This window comes from Aeromonas sp. Y318-3 (assembly GCF_027706185.1).
In the GTDB taxonomy this organism is placed as follows: Bacteria; Pseudomonadota; Gammaproteobacteria; order Enterobacterales; family Aeromonadaceae; genus Aeromonas; species Aeromonas veronii.
Genome location: NZ_JAPDCN010000001.1, coordinates 93116 through 114305, shown reverse-complemented (window position 1 = coordinate 114305; position 21190 = coordinate 93116). Strand labels below are relative to the sequence as shown.

Annotated in this window: 18 protein-coding genes; 5 read left to right on the top strand and 13 right to left on the bottom strand. The window is 61.3% G+C overall.

The window, feature by feature from the left end:
* Positions 1–83: 83 nt before the first annotated feature.
* From OKB77_RS00590 to glyA, 11 genes are all read right to left on the bottom strand, one after another.
* Entirely contained in the window at positions 84–1640 is a 1557-nt protein-coding gene (locus tag OKB77_RS00590; protein WP_042054176.1) for an ABC transporter substrate-binding protein, read from the bottom strand.
* Positions 1641–1710: 70 nt separating this feature from the next.
* Entirely contained in the window at positions 1711–3435 is a 1725-nt protein-coding gene (locus OKB77_RS00585; RefSeq protein ID WP_042060080.1) for a dipeptide ABC transporter ATP-binding protein, read from the bottom strand.
* Between the two features lie 487 nt (positions 3436–3922).
* On the bottom strand, positions 3923–4417 hold the full coding sequence (locus tag OKB77_RS00580) for a phosphatidylglycerophosphatase A family protein (RefSeq protein ID WP_005349509.1): 495 nt from the start codon (positions 4415–4417) through the stop codon (positions 3923–3925).
* On the bottom strand, positions 4414–5373 hold the full coding sequence (gene thiL, locus OKB77_RS00575) for a thiamine-phosphate kinase (protein WP_026034998.1): 960 nt from the start codon (positions 5371–5373) through the stop codon (positions 4414–4416). The genes OKB77_RS00580 and thiL overlap by 4 nt, the downstream gene beginning before the upstream one ends.
* Before the next feature lie 57 nt (positions 5374–5430).
* Complete coding sequence (nusB, locus tag OKB77_RS00570) at positions 5431–5844, bottom strand: transcription antitermination factor NusB (RefSeq protein WP_005343514.1); 414 nt, start codon at positions 5842–5844, stop codon at positions 5431–5433.
* A 14-nt stretch (positions 5845–5858) separates the two neighbouring features.
* Complete coding sequence (ribH, locus tag OKB77_RS00565) at positions 5859–6329, bottom strand: 6,7-dimethyl-8-ribityllumazine synthase (protein WP_005338866.1); 471 nt, start codon at positions 6327–6329, stop codon at positions 5859–5861.
* Between the two features lie 130 nt (positions 6330–6459).
* Entirely contained in the window at positions 6460–7569 is a 1110-nt protein-coding gene (gene ribBA, locus OKB77_RS00560) for a bifunctional 3,4-dihydroxy-2-butanone-4-phosphate synthase/GTP cyclohydrolase II (protein WP_270816805.1), read from the bottom strand.
* A 149-nt stretch (positions 7570–7718) separates the two neighbouring features.
* The gene (locus tag OKB77_RS00555) at positions 7719–8372 is read right to left on the bottom strand and encodes a riboflavin synthase (protein ID WP_139399163.1); all 654 of its coding nucleotides are present in this window, start codon (positions 8370–8372) and stop codon (positions 7719–7721) included.
* Between the two features lie 55 nt (positions 8373–8427).
* Positions 8428–9537 carry a bifunctional diaminohydroxyphosphoribosylaminopyrimidine deaminase/5-amino-6-(5-phosphoribosylamino)uracil reductase RibD gene (gene ribD / locus OKB77_RS00550; protein WP_270816804.1) on the bottom strand — a complete coding sequence of 370 codons (1110 nt, stop codon included), beginning with the start codon at positions 9535–9537 and terminating at the stop codon, positions 8428–8430.
* Between the two features lie 97 nt (positions 9538–9634).
* The gene (gene nrdR / locus OKB77_RS00545; RefSeq protein WP_005338880.1) at positions 9635–10084 is read right to left on the bottom strand and encodes a transcriptional regulator NrdR; all 450 of its coding nucleotides are present in this window, start codon (positions 10082–10084) and stop codon (positions 9635–9637) included.
* A 150-nt stretch (positions 10085–10234) separates the two neighbouring features.
* A complete protein-coding gene (glyA, locus tag OKB77_RS00540) occupies positions 10235–11488 on the bottom strand; it encodes a serine hydroxymethyltransferase (RefSeq protein ID WP_040068624.1) in 1254 nt (417 codons plus the stop codon).
* Between the two features lie 323 nt (positions 11489–11811).
* Here glyA and OKB77_RS00535 point away from each other — a divergent pair, with 323 nt between their 5' ends.
* Complete coding sequence (locus tag OKB77_RS00535; protein WP_100654434.1) at positions 11812–12096, top strand: hypothetical protein; 285 nt, start codon at positions 11812–11814, stop codon at positions 12094–12096.
* 48 nt (positions 12097–12144) lie between these two features.
* Here OKB77_RS00535 and torS read toward each other — a convergent pair whose 3' ends face one another.
* The gene (torS, locus tag OKB77_RS00530) at positions 12145–14970 is read right to left on the bottom strand and encodes a TMAO reductase system sensor histidine kinase/response regulator TorS (protein WP_270816803.1); all 2826 of its coding nucleotides are present in this window, start codon (positions 14968–14970) and stop codon (positions 12145–12147) included.
* A 70-nt stretch (positions 14971–15040) separates the two neighbouring features.
* On the opposite strand from torS, the gene torT reads away from it, so the two are divergent.
* Complete coding sequence (torT, locus tag OKB77_RS00525) at positions 15041–16087, top strand: TMAO reductase system periplasmic protein TorT (RefSeq protein ID WP_270816802.1); 1047 nt, start codon at positions 15041–15043, stop codon at positions 16085–16087.
* Between the two features lie 37 nt (positions 16088–16124).
* Positions 16125–16529: a GFA family protein gene (locus tag OKB77_RS00520; RefSeq protein ID WP_075115410.1), complete on the top strand. Its 405-nt coding sequence runs from the start codon at positions 16125–16127 to the stop codon at positions 16527–16529.
* Between the two features lie 36 nt (positions 16530–16565).
* Here the strand turns inward: OKB77_RS00520 and torR are convergent, their stop codons facing one another.
* A complete protein-coding gene (torR, locus tag OKB77_RS00515) occupies positions 16566–17279 on the bottom strand; it encodes a two-component system response regulator TorR (protein WP_270816800.1) in 714 nt (237 codons plus the stop codon).
* Positions 17280–17424: 145 nt separating this feature from the next.
* Here torR and torC point away from each other — a divergent pair, with 145 nt between their 5' ends.
* Together torC and torA are read left to right on the top strand one after the other, a co-directional pair.
* Entirely contained in the window at positions 17425–18591 is a 1167-nt protein-coding gene (torC, locus tag OKB77_RS00510) for a pentaheme c-type cytochrome TorC (protein ID WP_005343495.1), read from the top strand.
* A 27-nt stretch (positions 18592–18618) separates the two neighbouring features.
* On the top strand, positions 18619–21111 hold the full coding sequence (gene torA, locus OKB77_RS00505; RefSeq protein ID WP_005338899.1) for a trimethylamine-N-oxide reductase TorA: 2493 nt from the start codon (positions 18619–18621) through the stop codon (positions 21109–21111).
* Positions 21112–21190: the final 79 nt, after the last annotated feature.

The following is a 21190-nucleotide window of genomic DNA, read 5'->3' as shown; positions in this document are numbered from 1 at the left end:
GGCCTGTGTCGTGGCACAGGCTTCTGTTAGTGGGCGGAGTGGCCAGCTGACCACCCCGCCCCGTCCTTCCTTGCGACGTTCTCTTACTTGCTGACCACCAGGTCACCCAGGTAAGGGAAGTTCATCACGTTGACCACCGGCTTGATGTCGACGTTCTTCTTGGCGCCATAGGCCAGATCTTCCCAGTGCAACGGCACGTAGGCAGCATCTTCGATCAGCATGGCTTCCACCTTCTTCAGCATCTCGGCACGCTTGGCCGGATCGGTCTCGGCGTTGGCATCCATCACCAGCTTGTCAGCTTCAGCGTTGGCGTAACCGGCGCAGTTGTACTGACCCATACCGGTCTTGGCGTCCTTGGTGAAGGTCAGGAACTCGAAGAAGTTCGCGGTATCTTCGGTGTCGGAGTGCCAGCCGATCAGCTGCATGTCCGCGGCGCACTTGTCAAACTCGGGCCAGTACTGGGCCACCGGCATGGTTTTCAGATCCACCTTGATGTTGATCTTGGCCAGCATGGCGGAGACCGCCTGGGCAATCTTGACGTCGTTGACGTAGCGGGCAGCCGGGGAGATGAAGGTCATCTTGAAGCCTTTCTCGTAACCGGCCTCTTTCATCAGCTCCTTGGCCTTGGCCAGATCATACTGGGGCACCAGCGCCTCGTTGTGACCGGCATAGCCTTTCGGGCTCAGCTGACCAGCAGGGGTACCGAAGCCCTTGTTGATCTTCTCGACGATACCCACCTGGTTGATGGCGTAGTTGATGGCCTGACGTACACGCTTGTCTTTCAGCGCCGGGTTGGTGTTCTGGTTCAGCTCGATGATGATGGCGCGGGTACCGGACAGGGTAACCAGCTGGGAGTCCTTGCCATTCTTCACACGCTCCAGATCGTTCGGCGCAACCGGATAGATCATGTCCACGTCGCCACCCAACAGGGCTGCAACACGGGTCGCATCTTCCTTGATCGGCACCACGGTCAGGTTCTCGACGTTACCCTTGGAAGCTTTATCCCAGTAGTTGGCGTTGCGGGCATAATCCAGCTTCACGCCCTGCTCGCGGAACTTGACGGTGAACGGGCCAGTACCGGAGACGTGGGTAGAGGCATAGGAGTCGCCGTTTTTGACGATCTCGGCCTTGTCTTTGCCCGCTTCGGTTTTGCCGGTGTAGAACTTGGAGTCCATCGGGAAGATGTAGGTGACGGTCTGCAGCACCAGCGGGAACGGCTTGGCGGTAATCAGATCGACAGTGTAGTCATCGACTTTCTTCACTTCGCTGATGGGATCGAAGATCGCCTTGAAGTCGACGGAGGATTTCAGGCGGTTGACGGTCCACACCACGTCGTCTGCGGTGAAGTCGTTACCGGAGTGGAACTTGACCCCTTTGCGCAGGTGGAAGCGGACAGTCTTGTCATCGACACGCTCGAACTTCTCGGCCAGACGGGGCTCGAACTGCAGGTCCTGGGTGTAACGCATCAGGGGATCGAATACCAGGTGCGACATCTCCAGGGTCTGACCGGAGAGCTGCTCCTGCGGATCCAGCGAAGTGGCGTCAGAAGCGACACCCACCTTGATATCAGCGGCTGAGACACTGAAGGCGAAACCGGCGGCAAACAGCGCCAGGGCAATCTTGGACAATCCTTTCTTCATCTTGTTCTCCATGCTTTTGGCTTTCTTATGACACTTTTTTTGACAAGCAGACCGGCGCACCGGCGCTCTCCTAGCTTGCGATTTCCAGCCCCTCGCGGGACATTCCCTTGAACTCCGGCATGAGGGAGATCAGCTTGCGGCTGTACTCATGCTCGGCATTGGTAAAGAGTTTCTCGGTCTCGGCCACCTCCACCAGATGACCGTGCTGCATCACCCCGATGCGGTCGCACATCTGGCGGATCACCGGCAGATCGTGGCTGATAAACAGCATGGTGAGCTTGAGCTCCTGCTGCAGATCCTTGAGCAGGTTGAGGATCTGGGCCTGCACCGACACATCCAGCGCCGAGGTCGGCTCGTCGCAGATGAGGAAGCGCGGGCGAGTGGCCAGGGCGCGGGCAATGGAGATACGCTGGCGCTGACCGCCTGAGAACTCGTGGGGATACTTGACCCCGGCACCACGACCGAGACCCACGTGATCCAGCAGATCCCCGACAATCCCCTCAATCTGGCTCTCGCTGCTCGCCAGCTGATGGAAGCGGATCGGCTCGGCAATGATGTCGCGCACCTTCATCCGCGGGTTCATCGACGAATAGGGGTTCTGGAACACCATCTGCATCTGGCGACGCAGCGGGCGACGCTCGCGCTCGCTCTTGAGAGCGGTCAGATCGATCCCCTCGAAGAAAATCTTGCCGGTATCAGGCGGATAGAGACCGGTGATGGCACGGGCAATGGTCGATTTACCGGAGCCCGACTCCCCCACCAGACCGAAGGTTTCACCCTCGAAGATCTCGAAGCTGATGTTGTTGCAGGCGCGTACATACTGGCGGCGGCTCGGGAAGATGGAGTCCTTGGTGACGAACTTCAGATCGACGTTCTCCACCCGCAGCAGCGCCCCTTCATAGGCACGCTCGTCCTGACTCTGGCCGAGCCAGTGGGTCTTGAGGTCGATATTGGTATCCGGCGCACTGGCATCCTCGATATAGGAGACCAGCGGGAAGCGCACCAGCTTCACATCGGAACGGGGGACCGCCGAGATGAGGCTGCGGGTATAGGGGTGATTGGGGCTGCCCAGCACCTGTTCGGTCAGGCCGAACTCCACCAGATCGCCGCGATACATCACCGCCACCTTGTCGGTAACGTTGGAGACCACGCCCATGTCGTGGGTCACCAGCATGCAGCCCACCTGACGCTCTTTGCAGAGGGCGCGGATAAGCTGGAGGATCTGATCCTGAATGGAGACGTCGAGCGCAGTGGTCGGCTCGTCGGCGATGATCAGCTCCGGATCGCAGGAGAGCGCGATGGCGATAACCACCCGCTGACGCATGCCACCGGAGAACTGGTGCGGATACTGTTTGATGCGCAGCTCCGGCTGCGGAATACCCACCGCCCCCATCAGCTCCAATGCCTTGGTAAAAGCGGCCTCGCGAGAGAGGTCGGTATTGGCCAGAATGGTCTCCACCAGCTGATGCTCAACGGTGAACAGCGGGTTGAGGGAGGTCATGGGGTCCTGGAAGATGAACCCGATACGGGAGCCACGGATGGCCCGCATCTCGTTCTGGCTCTTGCCGGAGATGAGCTCGCCATTGAGATAGATATCGCCACGAGCGATGCGACCTGGCGGGCTCAGGAGATCGATAACGGCGTTGCCGATGGTGGACTTGCCAGCGCCGGATTCACCGACCACCCCGACAATCTCACCCTTTTCGATAGAGAAAGAGAGATCCTTCACCGCGGCCAGTACCCCGTAGCGGGAGGGGTACTCGATCCGCAAGTTCTTTACTTCGAGCAAGGACATGTTTACCTCTGCGGGGGACATCCGTCCCAAATAATTCGTCCGTAAATCAGCCGCAGATGCCGGTTGTTACCTTGGGCAATATTTGCTCAATCCATGAGGCAGCGAAACCAGCGATCCGGGCGGGTTTTTTGCATTTTTTTGGAATAACCCGCGAGTAACTTAGACGGTTTGACCACGGGTGTAAATGATTGAGTTATACAATTCCGCAATGTTTTGTGCAGATAACCACCAATTCGGCAGAGATAAATGATGATTTTCATCACACAAATGGCCGGTGCGTCCGTACATCTATTGGTATCATTACTTTAATTTCAACAACAACGCAACAAGCAGCATTTATCACTATTTCCAAAACGATAACCAGCCCCGAATGAGTAGTGAATATTTATGTGAAATGGATGATAAACGGCAGCATATGCCGATGAATGAAAATTAAGCAGATATAAATCGGGGGATGCCAGAACGGTCATCCCCCGGAAGATGACTCTCAACCGAGCCAGAATGCCAGTAATTGCATACAAAACAGGGCGAACAGGCCAGCGATCAGATCGTCCAGCATGATGCCCAGACCACCGTGGATCCGGCGATCAAACCAGGAGATGGGCCAGGGCTTGAGCACATCAAACAACCGGAACAGCGCGAAGCCCGCCACCACCCACTCCCAGCCGGCTGGCGCGGCGATCATGGTGACGCCAAAACCGATCACCTCGTCCCAGACGATGGCGCCGTGATCCGGCATGCCGATGGCATCGGTGGCGCTCTGGCAGATACGGATCCCCACGACAAAACCCACCGCCAGCAAGGCGATAAACCAGTGGGTCGGCAGCCCGCTCACCAGCAGGTAGAGCGGAATGGCCGCCAGGGTGCCCATGGTGCCCGGCGCCTTGGGGCTGAGACCGGAACCAAACCCCACCGCCAAAAAATGAAGCGGATTTTTCAGATCCAGTCGTGTCAGCTCGGGCTTTATCCTGAACAAACTCATGCGAAGTGATCCCACCCTTTCAGTTGCAGCTCGACCGCTTGGTCGCCACGCAGGTAGTCGATGCCCGGCTCGCCCGCCACGATGCGGCCGATGCGGCTGAACTTGACCCCGCTGTGGGCCAACGCCGTATCGAGCGCGCCACGATGCTCCTCCGGTACGGTAAAGCAGAGTTCGTAGTCATCGCCACCGGCCAGCGCCAGTTGCCACGCCTCCTGCTCGCTCACCGCATCCTGCAGCACCGGCGAGAGCGGCAGCAGATCGAGATCGATCTGGGCCCGCACACCGGAGGCCTTGAGGATATGGCCGAGATCCGATGCCAGACCATCGGAGAGATCCAGCGCACTGCCCGCCAGCCCGCGCAGGGCCTGACCGGCCAGAATGCGGGGATGGGGGTGGTCGAGCCGTGGCAGCACGGCGGCCAACTGGTTCTCGTTGAGGGTGCGTTTGCCCAGCAGGTGGGAGAGCGCCAGCGCGGCATCCCCCAGGGTGCCGGTCACATAGATGCCGTCACCGGCTTTGGCGCCACTGCGCATCAGGGCGCGACCGGCAGGCACCGACCCCTTCACCGAGATGGTGATGGAGAGCGGCCCGCGGGTCATGTCTCCGCCCACCAGCGCGACGTTGTAGTACTCGGCCAGCTCCAGAAACCCTTCGGCAAAACCGGCGACCCAACCTTCGTTGATGGCAGGCAGGGTCAGCGCCAGCGACACCCAGCGCGGCTCAGCCCCCATGGCGGCGAGATCGGAGAGATTGACGGCCAGCGCCTTGTAGCCGAGATCCACCGGATCCATGTCGGGAAAGAAGTGTACGCCGCTCACCAGAGTGTCGGTGCTCACCGCCAGCTGGGTATCGGGGGGCAGGGTCAGCAGGGCACAGTCATCTCCAGGGCCCATCACCACGTCCTTGCGGGCGTGGGGAACCTTGAAGTACTTATCAATCAGCTCAAATTCACCCATACAGTAAAAAGCCAGCAATAAGCTGGCTCCTCTCTTAGATGCTGACGGACAGCAGGATCAACGCTTGTTCAGCGATTTGATCACCTTGTCCAGTACACCGTTGACAAACTTGTGGCTGTCATCGGCAGCAAAAGCTTTGGCCAGCTCGATCGCTTCGTTGATGACCACGCGCGGCGGTACATCATCACGACGGGTCAGCTCGTAGGTCGCCAGACGCAGGATCGCCTTGTCCACCATGTCCACTTCTTCCAGCGGACGGGAGAGGAAAGGTGCAAACACCTTGTCCAGCTCGCTGCAGTGGAGGGCTACCCCGAACAGCAGATCGCGGAAATAGTTCAGGTCTACACCCTTGGTGTCCTGATCGATCTTGAACTGCTCTTCGATGTCACCCACGTTAGCCTTGGTCATCTGCCACTGGTAGATGGCCTGGGTGGCGCAATGGCGGGCTTTACGGCGCTCAGACGGTTTCAATGTACTTCTCCTCGTTACACGTCCAGTTCTTTCAGGACGTTGATCATTTCGAGCGCTGCCAGTGCAGCCTCTGCACCCTTGTTACCCGCCTTGGTACCTGCACGCTCGATGGCTTGTTCAATGTTTTCAGTGGTCAGCACACCGAAGGCAACGGGAATTTCATATTCCATCATTACCTGGGCCATGCCCTTGCTGTTCTCGTTTGCCACCAGGTCGAAGTGGTAGGTGCCGCCACGGATGACAGTACCGACCGCCACGATGGCGTCGTATTGACCACTCTTGGCCAGCTTCTTGATGACCAATGGCATTTCAACCGCGCCCGGCACTTTTACCAGTGTCAGGTTGCTGTCCTGCACTTGACCTTGACGCTTCAGTACGTCCACCGCGCCGTTCACCAGACTGTCGTTGATGAAGCTGTTGAAACGGGCAACAACAATAGCAACGCGCGCCTCAGGAGCGGCGATATTTCCTTCGATAACCTTCATTGGAAATCCTGTATCTGTGCAATCAAAAGGGCCGGAGTCAAAAGTGCGCACATTCTAGCACAACAGACCCACGACAAAAACCATGGCCGCAATAGACGGCCATGATCGCGATGTAACCAGTCCGGCGCGCTTACTCGCCGACGTACTCAACCACTTCCAGACCGAAACCACCGAGGGCATGGTACTTCTTCGGCGAGCTCAGCAGACGCATCTTGCTCACGCCCAACGCCTTGAGGATCTGGGAACCCACGCCAACCCGACGCGAAGTACCCTGCCACTTGGCTCCTTCCGGTGCCAGTCCCTTGTCGGCGGCTTCAAAACCCTTGACCCGGGCCAGCAGCTCGGCGCCGTGGGATTCCGCCCCCAAAATCACCAGCACCCCGCCTTCGTCAGCGATGCGGGCCATGGATTTGGGCAGCGGCCAGCTGCGGGCGGCGTGGCGGTCGGTCAGCAGCAGATCGCTCAGCACATCGTGCAGATGGACGCGCACCAGGGTCGGCTGGTCGGCCTGCACCTCACCCTTTTTAAGGGCGAAGTGAACCTGATTGTCGATGGTGTCGCGGAAGGTGATGAGGTCGAACTCGCCAAACTCGGTCGGCAGCTTGCATTCGGCCACCTTCTCGACCGTGGTCTCGTGCTGGTTGCGGTACTCGATGAGGTCGGCGATGGTGCCGAGCTTGATGCCGTGCTCCTCGGCGAAGATCTCCAGGTCAGGACGGCGCGCCATGGTGCCATCTTCGTTGAGGATCTCGACGATGACGGCGGCCGCCTCGAAACCGGCCAGACGGGCCAGATCGCAACCGGCTTCGGTGTGACCGGCACGGGTCAGCACGCCGCCATCCTGCGCCATCAGCGGGAAGATGTGGCCCGGCTGCACCAGATCGGCCGCCTTGGCATTGGCCGCCACAGCGGCCTGCACGGTCACCGCACGATCGGCGGCTGAGATACCTGTGGTCACCCCTTCGGCCGCCTCGATGGAGACGGTAAAGGCGGTGGAGAACTGGGCATTGTTGCGATCAACCATTAGCGGCAGCGCCAATTGCTTGCAGCGATCCCGGGTCAGGGTCAGGCAGATGAGGCCACGGCCGTAGCGGGCCATGAAGTTGATATCCTCCGGACGGACGCAGGAGGCGGCCATGATGAGGTCCCCTTCGTTCTCCCTGTCTTCGTCATCCATCAGGATCACCATCTTGCCAGCCTTGATGTCGGCAATGATTTCCTGGGTTGTGCTCAGCGCCATGGGCTACTCCATCAGTGTGCTTGGGGGTTGAGCCCGCAGGCTCAACGCAAATGCGAGTGTATGTTGCTCTAGATTGGGGCTAGCGGCTCCATTTCAATCAGAGCGGGATCACAGAAAATCGTTTTGGTGGCCAGACTCAGCGCACACCGTCAGAGAAAACCGGCCTTGGCCAGCGTCTCCATGGTCAGAGTCGAGGCGCTGCTCTCCTGACTTTTCCCCATCATCAGCCGCTCCAGATAGCGGGCGATCTGATCCACCTCGAGGTTGACCTTGTGGCCCGGCTTCCAGCTGGCGATGGTGGTCTCCTGCGCGGTGTGGGGCACGATCGTCAGGCGGAAAAGGTCCCCCTGCACCGCGTTGACGGTGAGGCTGATGCCATCCACAGCAATGGAGCCTTTCTCGGCGATATAGCGGGAGAGCTCGCTCGGCGCCTTGATCCAGTACTCGATGGCGCGGCCGCTGCTGGAGACGCTTTTCACTTCCCCTACCCCGTCTACGTGGCCGGAGACCAGATGGCCACCGAGGCGGGAGGTGGGCATCAGCGCCTTCTCCAGGTTGACCCGATCGCCCACTCTGGCGGCGGCAAAACCGGTGCGTGACAGGGTTTCCAGCGACACGTCGGCGGTATAACTCTTGTCGCCGAGCGCCACCACAGTGAGGCAGACGCCGTTGGTGGCGATGGAGTCGCCCAGTTTAACGTCACTGAAGTCGAGATGCGGCGCATGGACGGTGAGGGCCATGTCGTCGCCCTGACGGCGCAGTTCGGCCAGGGTTCCCACCGCTTCGATAATTCCGGTAAACATGCAGATCACCTTGCTGATGACGGGGGCAGATTATGCCCCCTTGAACATTGATAAATCAGGCTATTTTGGCGGTAATGCGAATATCCGGCCCCACCATGCGCACATCCTTGATGGCGAGCTTGGGGGCCTGGAACAGCCGGGTCAGACCGGGCAGATGGAACAGGCCGCGCCCTTCGTCACCCATCAGTTTGGGCGCCTGATAGAGCACCAGCTCATCCACCAGCCCTTTTTCCAGCAGGGCGCCGCACAGCCGTGGCCCCGCCTCGACCAGTACCGAGTTGACGTTCTGCTTGGCCAGCAACATGAACAGGCTGACCAGATCCAGCTTGCCATCCAGCAGCGGCAGCTCCAGCTGCTGCACCCACACGGGCCACTCGCCTGACGCCTTATGACGGGCCAGCAGCACCGGACTCTCTCTCTGGAACAGCGGCAAGTCGGGTGTGAGGCGGTTTTGCGAATCGACGATGACCCGCAGCGGCTGGCGCAGGGTCTCTTTGGGATAGCTCGCCTTGACCGAGGGGGGCAGCTCGTCCCAGCGCACGGTCAGGGAGGCACCGTCAGCCAGCACGGTTTCGGCGCTGGAGAGCACCGCATCGTGGCGGGCCCGCAGTCGCTGCACATCACGGCGCGCATCCGGGGAGGTGATCCACTGGCTCTCGCCGCTCGCCATGGCGGTACGGCCATCGAGACTGGCCCCCAGCTTGACGGTCACCCGCGGGAAGGCGGTACGCATCCGTTTGAAAAAGCCCGGGTTGAGCGCCTCGGCTTCACTCGCCAGCAGGCCGAAATCGGTCTTGATGCCCGCTTCGGAGAGCATCCGCAGGCCGCGTCCGCCCACCTGGGGATTGGGGTCAACCATGGCTGCTACCACCCGGGCCACGCCGGCGTTGATCAGCGCTTCGGCGCAGGGAGGGGTACGGCCATGGTGGGAGCAGGGTTCGAGGGTCACATAGGCGGTAGCGCCACGGGCGTTGTCACCGGCGGCGCGCAGGGCGTAAACCTCGGCATGGGGCTCGCCCGCCTTCTGATGCCACCCTTCGCCAACTACCACGCCATCTTTCACCAGCACGGCGCCGACGCAGGGGTTGGGGGCCGTGGTGTAGCGGCCGCGGCGGGCCAGTTCGAGGGCCCGACTCATCCATTGGTAATCATCTTGACTAAACATTCGGGCTCCTTTGACAACACATCTCGACTTTACGCAATATCGTAGGTTCGATTAGCGCAGCGTAATCGGACGCGGCAACATGGGTGAGCATGGAGGTTTACTTCTCCAGCTTGGCAATCTCTTCGCCGAACTCGCGAATATCTTCGAAGCTGCGATAGACGGAGGCAAAGCGGATATAGGCCACCTTGTCCAGACTCTTGAGCTCATCCATCACCAGATTGCCCACCAGCTCGGAGGCGACTTCGCGCTCGCCGGTGGCACGCAGGCGGGATTTGATATGGTTGACCGCCTTTTCGATGGCCTCCATGCTCACCGGCCGCTTCTCCAGCGCCCGCAGGATGCCGGCGCGCAGCTTGTCTTCGTTGAACGGCTCGCGGGAACCGTTGGACTTGATGACGCGGGGCATCACCAGCTCGGCCATCTCGAAGGTGGTAAAACGCTCGTGACAGAGCAGACACTCACGACGGCGGCGCACCTGATGGCCTTCTGCCACCAGACGGGAATCGATCACCTTGGTATCAACCGCACTACAGAATGGGCAATGCATCGGACCTCCGGCGTTAATGGAACAGGGACCGGCCCGGCGGGCCAGGATCTAGGTCGGCCAGTGTAGCACGGCCATCCAAAACCGGTAAAAGCCAGAAAAAACAATGCCACCCGCAGGTGGCATTGGTCTCAAACCGGACGGTCTGACTTATCAGCCATAGACCGGGAAGCGGCGGCAGATATCCAGCACCTTCTCGCGCACGGTGGCCAGCACGGCATCGTTGTCGTGGTTGTCCAGTACGTCGCAGATCCAGTGGGTCAGCTCGATGGACTCGGCCTCCTTGAAACCGCGGCGGGTGATAGCCGGGGTACCAATCCGTACACCGGAGGTGACGAACGGGGAGCGCGGGTCGTTGGGCACGGAGTTCTTGTTGACGGTGATGTTGGCTTTGCCCAGCGCAGCGTCAGCATCCTTACCAGTCAGCTCGCGGCCGATCAGGTCAACCAGCATCAGATGGTTGTCGGTACCGCCGGAGACGATCTTGTAACCGCGCTCGATAAAGGTCGCAGCCATCGCCTTGGCGTTTTTCACGACCTGAGCCTGATAGGTCTTGAACTCCGGCTCCAGCGCCTCTTTGAAGGCAACGGCTTTACCGGCGATGACGTGCATCAGCGGGCCACCCTGGCCACCCGGGAAGACGGCAGAGTTGAGCTTCTTGTAGAGCTCCTCGTCGTCAGCGGCGGAGAGGATCAGACCACCGCGCGGACCAGCCAGGGTCTTGTGAGTGGTGGAGGTAACCACGTGAGCGTGGGGAACCGGGTTCGGGTAGACGCCAGCGGCGATCAGGCCAGCCACGTGAGCCATGTCGACGAACAGGTAGGCACCGACCTTGTCGGCTATTTCGCGCATGCGTGCCCAGTCAACAATGCCGGAGTAGGCAGAGAAGCCACCGATCATCATCTTCGGCTTGTGCTCGACAGCCTGACGTTCCATGTCGTCGTAGTCGATCTTGCCGGACTCATCGATACCGTAGGGAATGATGTTGTAAAGCTTGCCGGAGAAGTTGACCGGAGAGCCGTGGGTCAGGTGACCGCCGTGGGCCAGGTTCATGCCCAGTACGGTGTCGCCCGGCTGCAGCAGAGCCATGTAAACGGCGCTGTTGGCCTGGGAGCCGGAGTGCGGCTGCACGTTGGCGTAAGTGGCACCGAACAGCTCTTTGGCGCGCTCGATGGCCAGGGTTTCGACCACATCCACATACTCGCAACCACCGTAGTAACGCTTGGAGGGGTAACCTTCGGCGTACTTGTTGGTCAGCTGGGAGCCTTGGGCTTCCATGACACGGGGGCTGGTGTAGTTCTCAGACGCAATCAGCTCGATATGCTCTTCCTGACGACGGGTTTCGTCTGTGATGGCCTGCCACAATTGCGGATCATAATTGGCGATGGTCATGTCACGTTTCAACATCCGTTTCTCTCCTGAAAATCGTTTGCGCGTTAGGTGAAGTGGGCGCGGGCATTGTAACGTGAGCTGGATCAAAGAGACAGTCCAACCACCTAAAAAAATGTTGAATTTATGTTGTAAAAAGCAAGATTCCCTCCCCGTTCAATACCCTGGCCGCTCCGCCAAACGGCACATTTTCATCCCGCTGCAGGCGGGCAAAACCCGAAGGGGATCACAACGCCCTCTTTATCCATCCTGTAACATATTCATTCGAAACAAATTTAATGATGATGGAGCTGATTGCAGCCATGCATCCGAGGGGCTGCACCTAACCGGAGGAGTTCAAGATGGACCATCTGCTGACATTCGTGATCCTGGCTGTCTTTTTTCTGTTCTATTGGGTCTACTACACCAGCCAACGCAAACATCTCCCCACCACCTCGTGGGATCAACTCCCCACCAAAGCCGAATATCTGGCGGCCCACCCTGAATCAGTCGATGGCGACATCATCTTCTGTTATCACTGCGGCCACCACGAGTTGCTGGAGGTGGGCATGGTGCACCTGACCGATTTTCGCCGGGAATGGGTCTGTGCCAAGTGCAAGCAGGTGCTGTTTCGCGAAATAGAATAACGGCGCAGGGGCTGGCCCCCTCTGAACGTTGTGCATCGCCAGCTGGGATCAGAACGGCGCATCCCTGTTGGCCGCCAGCCACAGCTGCAACCCGCTCACCGCCGCGTCAAATTGCGCCCCGATTGCCGCAGGCTCACCGCCTCCCGCCTCAAGAGCCGCACAGTGGCTGGCAAATTCGGTCAACCCCAGCGCCAGCGCACTCCCCTTGAGCTTATGCGCCAGCTGACGTTGCTCACTCCCCTCACCCTGAGCCAACTTATCTACCAACACCCGCCCTTGCGACTCAAACAGCGCGACCAGCTGGCGGATCCGCGCCATACCGAGCAGGGGCAGATCGGCATCCAGCACCGGATTGGCCCACTCAGGCTGGTTAGTTGGGGGAACGGCTACTGATAACTGCGCCTGCGGCTCGATAGAGGCGCCCTCTTGCCGAAACAGCTGACCGATGGCGTTCGCCAGCACCGCCAGCCGCACCGGTTTGCCGACAAAATCGACAAACCCGGCGGCAAGGCAGTGGCGGATATCCTCCGGATACATCTGGGCCGAGATGGCGATGGCTGGCAGCGGCCGCTCATGCATCTCTTCACTGATGGCGGCCAGATCCTCGCGCAGGGTCATGCCGTCCATATCGGGCAGATTGATATCGAGCAGCGCCAACTCGAAGGGGCGCTCGGTCACCAGCGCCAGCGCGCTGCGGCCATCCTCCGCCAGGGTGACGCGATGGCCGAGGCGGGTCAGCATGCCGTGCGCCACCAGCCGGTTGATCTCGTTATCCTCCACCAGCAGGATGTCACGGGACTGGCCAAGGTGCAGCGGTTGCGCCTCGGCAGGCAGCTGGGCGCTCGAGCGTTGCAAGGGCAGGCTGAAGCTGAATTCACACCCCTTGCCCGGTTCGCTGACAAGGATCAGCTCGCCCCCCATGGCGGCCACCAGCTTGCGGCTGATCGCCAGACCCAGCCCGGTGCCGCCCTGATGGCCTATATCACGCTTGCGCTGGCGAAACGCCTCGAACACCGCCTCCTGCTCATCGGCCGGAATGCCGGGGCCGGTATCGCGCACCACGAAGCGGATGCAGGGCTCGGCGCAAGGGCCTTGGCAGGCAAGAGGCGCTACCGTCAGGGTAATCTGGCCACGGGCGGTAAACTTGACCGCATTGCCGAGCAAGTTGCCGAGCACCTGGCGCAGCTTGCCCAGATCCCCCTCGACCACAGGCGCCAGCCCGGGCGCATATTCCAGCGCCAGGGTGACCCCCTTGGCCTCTGCTTTTGGCCGAAACAACGCGCTGAGCTCATCCACCAGCTGAAACAGGGGGAAGGGCTCGCGGCGCGCCTCCACATGGCCCGCCTCTATCTTGGAGTAGTCGAGAATGTCGTTGAGGATCTCCAGCAGGGATTCGCCACTGTGCTCGATGGCGGCCAGATAGCGCTGCTGGGTATCGCTCAGGTGGGTATCTTCCAGCAGCGTCAGGCCCCCGAGAATGCCGTTCATGGGGGTGCGGATCTCGTGGCTCATGGTGGCGAGAAACACCGACTTGGCGCGGTTGGCCTGTTCTGCCTCGGCGCGGGCCTGCCGTTGCTTCTCCACCTCCTCATTGAGCCGCTCGTTGGCGTGGCTGAGCTGGCCAGTGCGCTCCTCGACCCGCGACTCCAGCTCGCGCTGATAGCGGCCCAGCTCGACCGCATTGTCACGAAACACCTGTAAAGCTCGGCCCAGCTCCGCCAGCTCATCGCGCCCGGTACTGGCGATCGGCTCAAGAGGGGCCAGATCCCCGCGCGCCAACCGGCTCATCCCCGCCACCGCCCGTTGCAGCGGCCAGACGATCCGGCCGTAGACCATGCGCCACATCAACAGCATCAGCAGTAACAGGGTGAGCAGGCCAATGGCCATCAACGCCTGCTCCAGCAGCCTGAGGCGCTGGCTTAGCGCCAGCTGGCTCTGCCCCAGCGAATCGCGGGCACGGCTGACCAGCTCACCGACCTGCTGGTTGAGGCTGCTCATCAGGGCCTCATTGGCATTGGCCAGCACCCGCAGCGCCTCCCCCTTGCCGAGCCAGTCGCTGCGCAGTTGTACCAGCTTGTCGCTCTGCGCCAGCACGGTCAGCGCCTGCTCCACCGCCTGCCGGCGGGCCGGGTCGGTCACCGCTCCGGCCCGCAGTTGCAAGATAGCCAGCTCCCGCTGCCCCTCTTGCAATAGCGTTTGCAACTGTTCCTGCCGTTCGCTGCGCCACATCTCTTCGATGCGCTGCTGCTGCATCAGGGTGCGATGGCGCAGCTCGGTCATCTGCTCCAGCCAGTCGAGATCTTGCTCCAGCAGGCGGTCCAGCGTCCGGGCCGCTTGCCCCCCTTGCTGCTGGTAGAGGGAGCCCAATCCCGCCACCATCACGGTTTCGGCGTTCTCCATCTGGCTGCGCGCCAGCTCGGCGATCTGCCCAGCCGCCGCCACCAGACGGGCCCGCTGCGCCTCCCCCTGCGCCATCAGGGTCAATCTTTCTCCCACCAGCCAGCCCTGCTGGCCCAGATTGCCGATGATGCTCTGACTGAGCTGATCGAGGCTTGTTGAACCCTGCCCACGGCCGAGTTGAGCCAACACCTGCTGCAGCTGTTGCCCCTGCAGGGTGAGCAGGCGTCCCTGATGCTCCCGCTCCTGCTCGCTGGTCGCGGTGGCCAGCAGCCGTGACGCGCTCTGGATCTCGCCGCTGAGGCGAGAGAGCGTGCGGGCCAGCTCCTGATCGGCCAGAGTCTGCTGCACCCCTTGCTCCAGCTGGCGCAGATGGCTAAGCCCCACCCAGCCCAGCAGGGAGGCACTCAGGGTCAGCAACGCCATCAGGGAGAAGGCCAGCAGCAACTTGCCACCCAGGCCGGAAAAGATTCTCACGGGAAGTCCCTTGGTTGTGGTCGGCTTTGACCGGATAATATGGCCCAACACTTTAACAAAACCCCTGGCCATGCGAAGCGTCTATCTCTCCCCGTTGTTGCTGATCTGGTTGCTACTGCTTCCCCGAGCCGCCCTCGCCTTTGCGGTCGATATCTGGCCCGGCGGCGAATTCAGCGGCCAGCCGCTGCGCCAGCAGTGGCAGGAACCCGCCGCCGCAACCAAGCCGCTGACCCTCTGTGCCCTCTACCCCCATCTGCGCGACGCCTACTGGCTTTCAGTCAATCAGGGCATGGTGGACGAAGCGAAGTGGCTGGGAGTCAAGTTGCAGATCCACGAAGCGGGGGGTTACGGTGCCCTCGCCGAGCAGCGCCAGCAGTTGCTGCGCTGCGTGCAGGAAGGGAGCGACGCCATCTTGCTCGGCGCGGTGAGCTATCAGGGCTTGCGCGAGGCAATCAAGGTCACGCCGCTGCCGGTCTTTGGGTTGGTCAACGATCTACCCAGCGGTCTGGTGCAAGCGAAGGTGGGGGTCTCCTGGTACCAGATGGGCTGGCAAATTGGCCACTGGCTGGCGAAGCGCCACCCCGCCGGCAGCAAGCCGGTCTCGGTCGCCCTCTTCCCCGGCCCGCAGGCGAGTGGCGGCAACAACTTTGTCGAGCCGGGCTTTGCCGACGCCATCAAGGGGAGCGCCATCAAGCTGGTCACCACCGAACGCGGCGACAACAGCCGGGAAATCCAGCGCACGCTGGTGCAGCAGACGCTGGCCCGCTATCCCGACCTCGACTATCTGGTGGGGGGCGCCATCGCCGCCGAAGTGGCGGTCAACGAGCTGGCGCAGCGCCATCTCGACAGGCCCCAGGTGCTGAGCACCTACTTCAGCCACGGGGTACAGCGGGGACTGCGCCGGGGCAAGATCCTGGCCGCCAACAGCGATCAGATGCGGCTGCAGGGGCGCCTTGCGGTCGCTCAGGCGGTCTGCCTGCTACAACACCCTGATGCCAATACCGAGCAGTGCCCGCGGGTGATGGGGCCACCCATTCTGACGCTCTCTGCACCGCTGGCCGACCCCGCAGATTCCCTCTCGGATGGCGCTTTTCGTCCCGTCTATCGGGTCGAATAGCCGTTCCAAATCCGATCAGCACACTCAAGGAGAAGAGATGAAAGAGTTACATGCCAGCTGCCTGTGCGGCGCCGTCGCCCTGACCCTGCCGGATCAGTTCGACTATATGGGGAACTGCCACTGCAGCGAATGCCGCAAGTTTTCAGGGGGAGATTACGCCTCGGTCGGCGGACTGGATGGCAACAAGGTCACCATAGTGAAAGGGGAAGAGGCCATCGGCCGCTACCGGAAATCGGCAGAGACCACCCTGGCCTTCTGTGGTCACTGCGGCTCCAGCCTGTTCAGCCAGAAGAGCAGCAGCGGCAAGATCAACCTGCGCCTCGGGGTACTGGACGATGTGCCGAGCCAGCGACCCGCGTTTCACATCTTCGTCGGCTCCAAGGCGCCCTGGCACCAGATTGGCGACGACTGCCCGCAATTTGATACCCGCCCGCCGGTCTGATACCCGGTCAAACAGGTCAAGGCCACCGCAACGGGGTCAGGAGGCTATCTCGCCAGCAAACAGATAGCCTTCACCATGGACGGTGACAAACAGCTGGGGATCCCGCGGATCCGCTTCCATCTTGCCGCGCAGCCGCCGGATCAACACGTCTATGGTGCGATCGCTCGGGCCATCGCCGCGATGGCTGATGAGGGTCAGGATCCGCTCCCGACTGAGCACCCGCCCGGCATGGGCGACAAAGGCCACCAGCACTTCATATTCCGCCTTGGTCAGGCGCACCGGCACTCCGTCCTTGCTGAGCTGGCGACGGGGGATGTCAAAACGCCAGGGGCCGAAGCGCACCGCATCGTCAGCCACCGCAGGCTCGCTCGGCGCGGCGGCCGCCAGCGAGATCCGCCACAGCAGATTCTTGACCCGCACCAGCAGTTCCCTGAGCTCGAACGGCTTGGTGACATAGTCGTCGGCCCCCATCTCGAGGCCGACAATTCGGTCCACCGCATCGCTGCGGCCAGTGACCAGAATGATCCCCACCGTGCTGCGCGCCCGCAGTTCACGGGTCAGCAGCAGACCATCTTCTCCCGGCAGGTTGATATCCAGCATCACCAGATCGACCGTCTGCTCCGCCAGCACGGCGCGCATCTCCTGGCCATTTTCGACCGCCGTCACCCGATAGCCCTCCAGCTCGAAATAGCCGGTCAGCTTCTCGCGGGTAACCGCATCATCTTCAACAACCAGAATGTGGTAGCTCATGGGCAGGGTTCACGATGGTCGACAAGGGAGGATTATTCTATTCACATTTTGTCATAAATACCCCTATTTCATTAATTTGTGGCGGCAGCCCTGTTCACAACGCCCCCCTATCATGGCTCCCATCAAAAAAGTGATGTGAGAGAGCATGATGAAAAAACTGTGGCACTTCCTGCGCACCCCCAGCCGTCGCTGGTCGGTACTGGCGCTGCTTCTGGTGGGCGTCGGCGTCACCCTCGCGGGCACCGTCGGCCTGCACTATGGCTTTGAGAAAACCAGCAGCCTCGAATTCTGTATCTCCTGCCACTCCATGAAAGACACCGTCTATCCGGAGTACAAGGAGTCCATCCACTTCAAGAATGCCTCCGGGGTACAGGCGGTCTGTACCGACTGTCATCAACCGAAGGATTTCGTCGGCAAGGTGGCCCGCAAGATGGAGGCGGCCAACGACCTCTATCAGGAGTACATAGGCCACAGCATCGACACCCAAGAAAAGTTCGAGGACCGGCGTCTCCATCTGGCCGAGAAGGTGTGGGCACGGATGAGCAGCCAGAACTCCAAGACCTGCAAGTCCTGCCACAGCTACGACAACATGGATCACGCCAAACAGTCCCCGGCGGCCGCGCTGGCGATGAAAGATGCGGCGGCGAAGAACATGAACTGCATCGAGTGCCACAAAGGCATCGCCCACGAACTGCCCAACATGGCGGGCGGCTTCCGGGCCACTTACGCCACACTGGTTAACGACGCGCAAGAGGCGCCAGCCGCCGAGACCCTCTACAACCTGGGTGAAAAAGATCTCTACGCCAGCGAACAGAGCACCGACCCGGTCGGCAAACTGCTGCCCGCCTCCCGCATCGACGTGGTGGACCGCAGCGGCGATCGCCTCAAGGTGACCATCGAAGGGTGGCGCGAGAGCGATGGCAAGGGCCGGGTGCTGAGCGAATACATGGGCAAGCGGGTCTTCGTCGCCACCATCCGTGACGAACTGAAAGCGAGCGAGAAAGTGCTCAAGCAGGAGACCGACAGCGCCACCCATATCAAGTGGGAGCAGGTTCAGGTGCAGGCCTGGGTCGATGGCAAGGGCTTTGAGTCCTCGCTCAAGCCGATCTGGGATTACGCCGGCGAGATGTACAAATCCACCTGCAACTCCTGCCACGGCGCGCCGGATCCCGCTCACTTCACTGCCAACGGCTGGATCTCGGGGCTCAAGGCGATGTCTGCCTACTATCGCCTGAGCAAGGAAGAGGAGCGCACCCTGCTCAAATACCTGCAAAACCATGCCGCCGATACCGGTGGTCAGGGCAGCCACTAAGTCCGGATTCGAAAGAGGAATAACAAGATGATCAATATTTCCCGTCGTGGTTTTCTGGGTGGCTTGCTGGCCAGCGGTGCCTCTGCCCTGATCGGCCCCTCCCTGCTCGGCCGCGCCGTGATGGCCGCCGAGTCCGGCGACAAGCTGGTGCAGTCCGGCTCCCACTGGGGCGCCTTCCGTGCCCGGGTGGTCGATGGCCGCTGGGTCGAGACCCTGCCGTTCGAGCACGACAAGCACCCCACCGACATGCTCAAGGCCTTGAGTGAAGTGGTCTACAACCCCTCCCGCATCCGCTACCCCATGGTGCGACTGGACTGGCTACGCAAGGGCCACCAGTCCGACACCAGCGAACGCGGCCAGAACCGCTTCGTGCGGGTGACCTGGTCTCAGGCGCTGGACTTCTTCTATCACGAGCTGGAGCGGGTGCAGAAGACCTATGGCCCGAGCGCCCTCTATGCCGGCCACTCCGGCTGGCAGTCAGTGGGCAAGCTGCACTCCGCAGGTGCCATGCTGGGGCGCGCCATGAACCTGCACGGCACCTATCTGGCCAAGGCCGGTGACTACTCCACCGGTGCCGCCCAAGTGATCCTGCCCCACGTGGCGGGCGCCATGGAGGTGTATGAACAGCAGACCTCCTGGCCGCTGGTGCTGGAGCACAGCAAAACCATCGTTATCTGGGGCTCCGATCCCATCAAGAACCTGCAGGTGGGCTGGCTGGTGCCGGATCACAGCGTCTACGACTACTGGGCACAGCTGAAAGAGAAGGTGGCCAAAGGCGAGATCCGGGTGATCAGTGTCGACCCGGTCAAATCCAAGACCCAGAAGTACCTCAATTGCGATCAGGTGACCCTGAATCCGCAGACCGACGTACCGCTGATGCTGGGCATCGCCCACACCCTCTACAGCGAGAAGCGCCACGACGAAGCGTTCCTGAAGAACTACACCACAGGCTTTGACAAGTTCCTGCCCTACCTGCTGGGCACCAGCGATGGTCAGGTGAAGGATGCCGAGTGGGCCGCCGCCATCTGTGGCGTCCCTGCCGAGACCATCCGCGAGCTGGCCCGCGCCATGAGCAGCGGCCGCACCCAGCTTATCGGCGGCTGGTGTGTGCAGCGCATGCACCACGGCGAACAGTACGCCTGGATGCTGGTGGTTCTGGCCTCCATGCTTGGCCAGATCGGCCTACCAGGTGGCGGTTACGGCTTTGGCTGGCACTACAACGGGGCGGGCACCATCACCTCCAGCGGCCCCATTATGTCAGGTTTCAGTTCGGTCATCCCCGGCGTTAAACCACTCCATGACGGCGACTGGAAGGGCTACTCCAAATACATTCCGGTGGCCCGTTTCGTCGACTGCATCCTCAATCCGGGCAAGCAGATCGCCTTCAACGGCCAGACCATCACCTACCCCCACATGAAGATGGCGGTGTTCTGCGGCAACAACCCGTTCCACCACCAGCAGGATCGCAACAAGATGGTCGCGGCCTGGCGCAAGCTGGAAACCGTGGTCAGCATCGATCACCAGTGGACCGCCAGCTGCCGCTTCGCCGATATCGTGCTGCCCGCCACCACCACCTATGAGCGGGATGACATCGAGCAGTGGGGCTCCCACTCCAACGCGGGCATTCTGGCCATGTACAAGGTGGTAGAGCCGCTGTTCGAGGCGCGGGATGACTACGACATCTTCGCCGATCTCTGCCGTCGCTTCGGTCGTGAGGCCGAGTTCACCGGCGGCAAGAGCAAGCTGGAGTGGATCCAGAGCATCTATGACGACGCCCGCCTGCAGGGTCGCGGCATCGGCATTCGTCTGCCCCGTTTCAGCCAGTTCTGGCACGGCGAGGGCTTCGTCACTTTCCCGGCGGGCCAACCCTGGGTGCGCCACGAGTCGTTCCGTCAGGAGCCGGATCTGGAACCCCTCGGTACCCCGTCTGGCCTTATCGAGATCTACTCCAAGACCATTGCCGACTACGGCTATGGGGATTGCCCGGGCCACCCGGTCTGGATCGAACCCTACGAGCGCTCTCACGGCGGGCCGGGCAGCAAACAGTACCCGCTGCACCTGCAATCCTGCCACCCGGACAAGCGGCTGCACAGCCAGCTCTGCTCCTCCGACAACTATCGCGCCACCTACACAGTGCAGGGTCGCGAACCTGTCTATATGAATCCGCAGGATGCCAAATCCCGCGGCCTCAAGGACGGCGATCTGGTGCGGGTGTTCAACGGTCGCGGTCAGGTATTGGCCGGTCTGGTGGTGAGCGATGACTACGCCCCCGGCGTGGTGCGCATTCAGGAAGGAGCCTGGTATGGCCCGCAAGAGGGTGGCAAGGTCGGGACTCTCTGTACCTACGGCGATCCAAACGTGCTGACCGCCGACATCGGCTCCTCCAGCCTGGCGCAGGCCACCACGGCCCATACCGCGCTGGTGGAGATCGAGAAGTTCCGCGGACAGGCGCCCGCCGTCACTGCCTTCGGCGCGCCGGAATCGGCCAAGGGCATCGACCCCATGTTCCCGGCACTCTGACCCCTGGGGGACGAAAGCGCCCCCTTGAGTTTCCTTTATTTTTAAAGTCGTTAGAATCGGGAGCCATCAAGGCTCCTGA

What these genes read in the sequence shown, in the direction of transcription:
- OKB77_RS00590 (WP_042054176.1), bottom strand. Translation starts at nt 1,640, where the DNA reads ATGAAGAAAGGATTGTCCAAGATTGCCCTGGCGCTGTTTGCCGCCGGT.
- OKB77_RS00585 (WP_042060080.1), bottom strand. Translation starts at nt 3,435, where the DNA reads ATGTCCTTGCTCGAAGTAAAGAACTTGCGGATCGAGTACCCCTCCCGC.
- OKB77_RS00580 (WP_005349509.1), bottom strand. Translation starts at nt 4,417, where the DNA reads ATGAGTTTGTTCAGGATAAAGCCCGAGCTGACACGACTGGATCTGAAA.
- thiL (WP_026034998.1), bottom strand. Translation starts at nt 5,373, where the DNA reads ATGGGTGAATTTGAGCTGATTGATAAGTACTTCAAGGTTCCCCACGCC.
- ribH (WP_005338866.1), bottom strand. Translation starts at nt 6,329, where the DNA reads ATGAAGGTTATCGAAGGAAATATCGCCGCTCCTGAGGCGCGCGTTGCT.
- ribBA (WP_270816805.1), bottom strand. Translation starts at nt 7,569, where the DNA reads ATGGCGCTGAGCACAACCCAGGAAATCATTGCCGACATCAAGGCTGGC.
- OKB77_RS00555 (WP_139399163.1), bottom strand. Translation starts at nt 8,372, where the DNA reads ATGTTTACCGGAATTATCGAAGCGGTGGGAACCCTGGCCGAACTGCGC.
- ribD (WP_270816804.1), bottom strand. Translation starts at nt 9,537, where the DNA reads ATGTTTAGTCAAGATGATTACCAATGGATGAGTCGGGCCCTCGAACTG.
- nrdR (WP_005338880.1), bottom strand. Translation starts at nt 10,084, where the DNA reads ATGCATTGCCCATTCTGTAGTGCGGTTGATACCAAGGTGATCGATTCC.
- glyA (WP_040068624.1), bottom strand. Translation starts at nt 11,488, where the DNA reads ATGTTGAAACGTGACATGACCATCGCCAATTATGATCCGCAATTGTGG.
- OKB77_RS00535 (WP_100654434.1), top strand. Translation starts at nt 11,812, where the DNA reads ATGGACCATCTGCTGACATTCGTGATCCTGGCTGTCTTTTTTCTGTTC.
- torT (WP_270816802.1), top strand. Translation starts at nt 15,041, where the DNA reads ATGCGAAGCGTCTATCTCTCCCCGTTGTTGCTGATCTGGTTGCTACTG.
- OKB77_RS00520 (WP_075115410.1), top strand. Translation starts at nt 16,125, where the DNA reads ATGAAAGAGTTACATGCCAGCTGCCTGTGCGGCGCCGTCGCCCTGACC.
- torR (WP_270816800.1), bottom strand. Translation starts at nt 17,279, where the DNA reads ATGAGCTACCACATTCTGGTTGTTGAAGATGATGCGGTTACCCGCGAG.
- torC (WP_005343495.1), top strand. Translation starts at nt 17,425, where the DNA reads ATGATGAAAAAACTGTGGCACTTCCTGCGCACCCCCAGCCGTCGCTGG.
- torA (WP_005338899.1), top strand. Translation starts at nt 18,619, where the DNA reads ATGATCAATATTTCCCGTCGTGGTTTTCTGGGTGGCTTGCTGGCCAGC.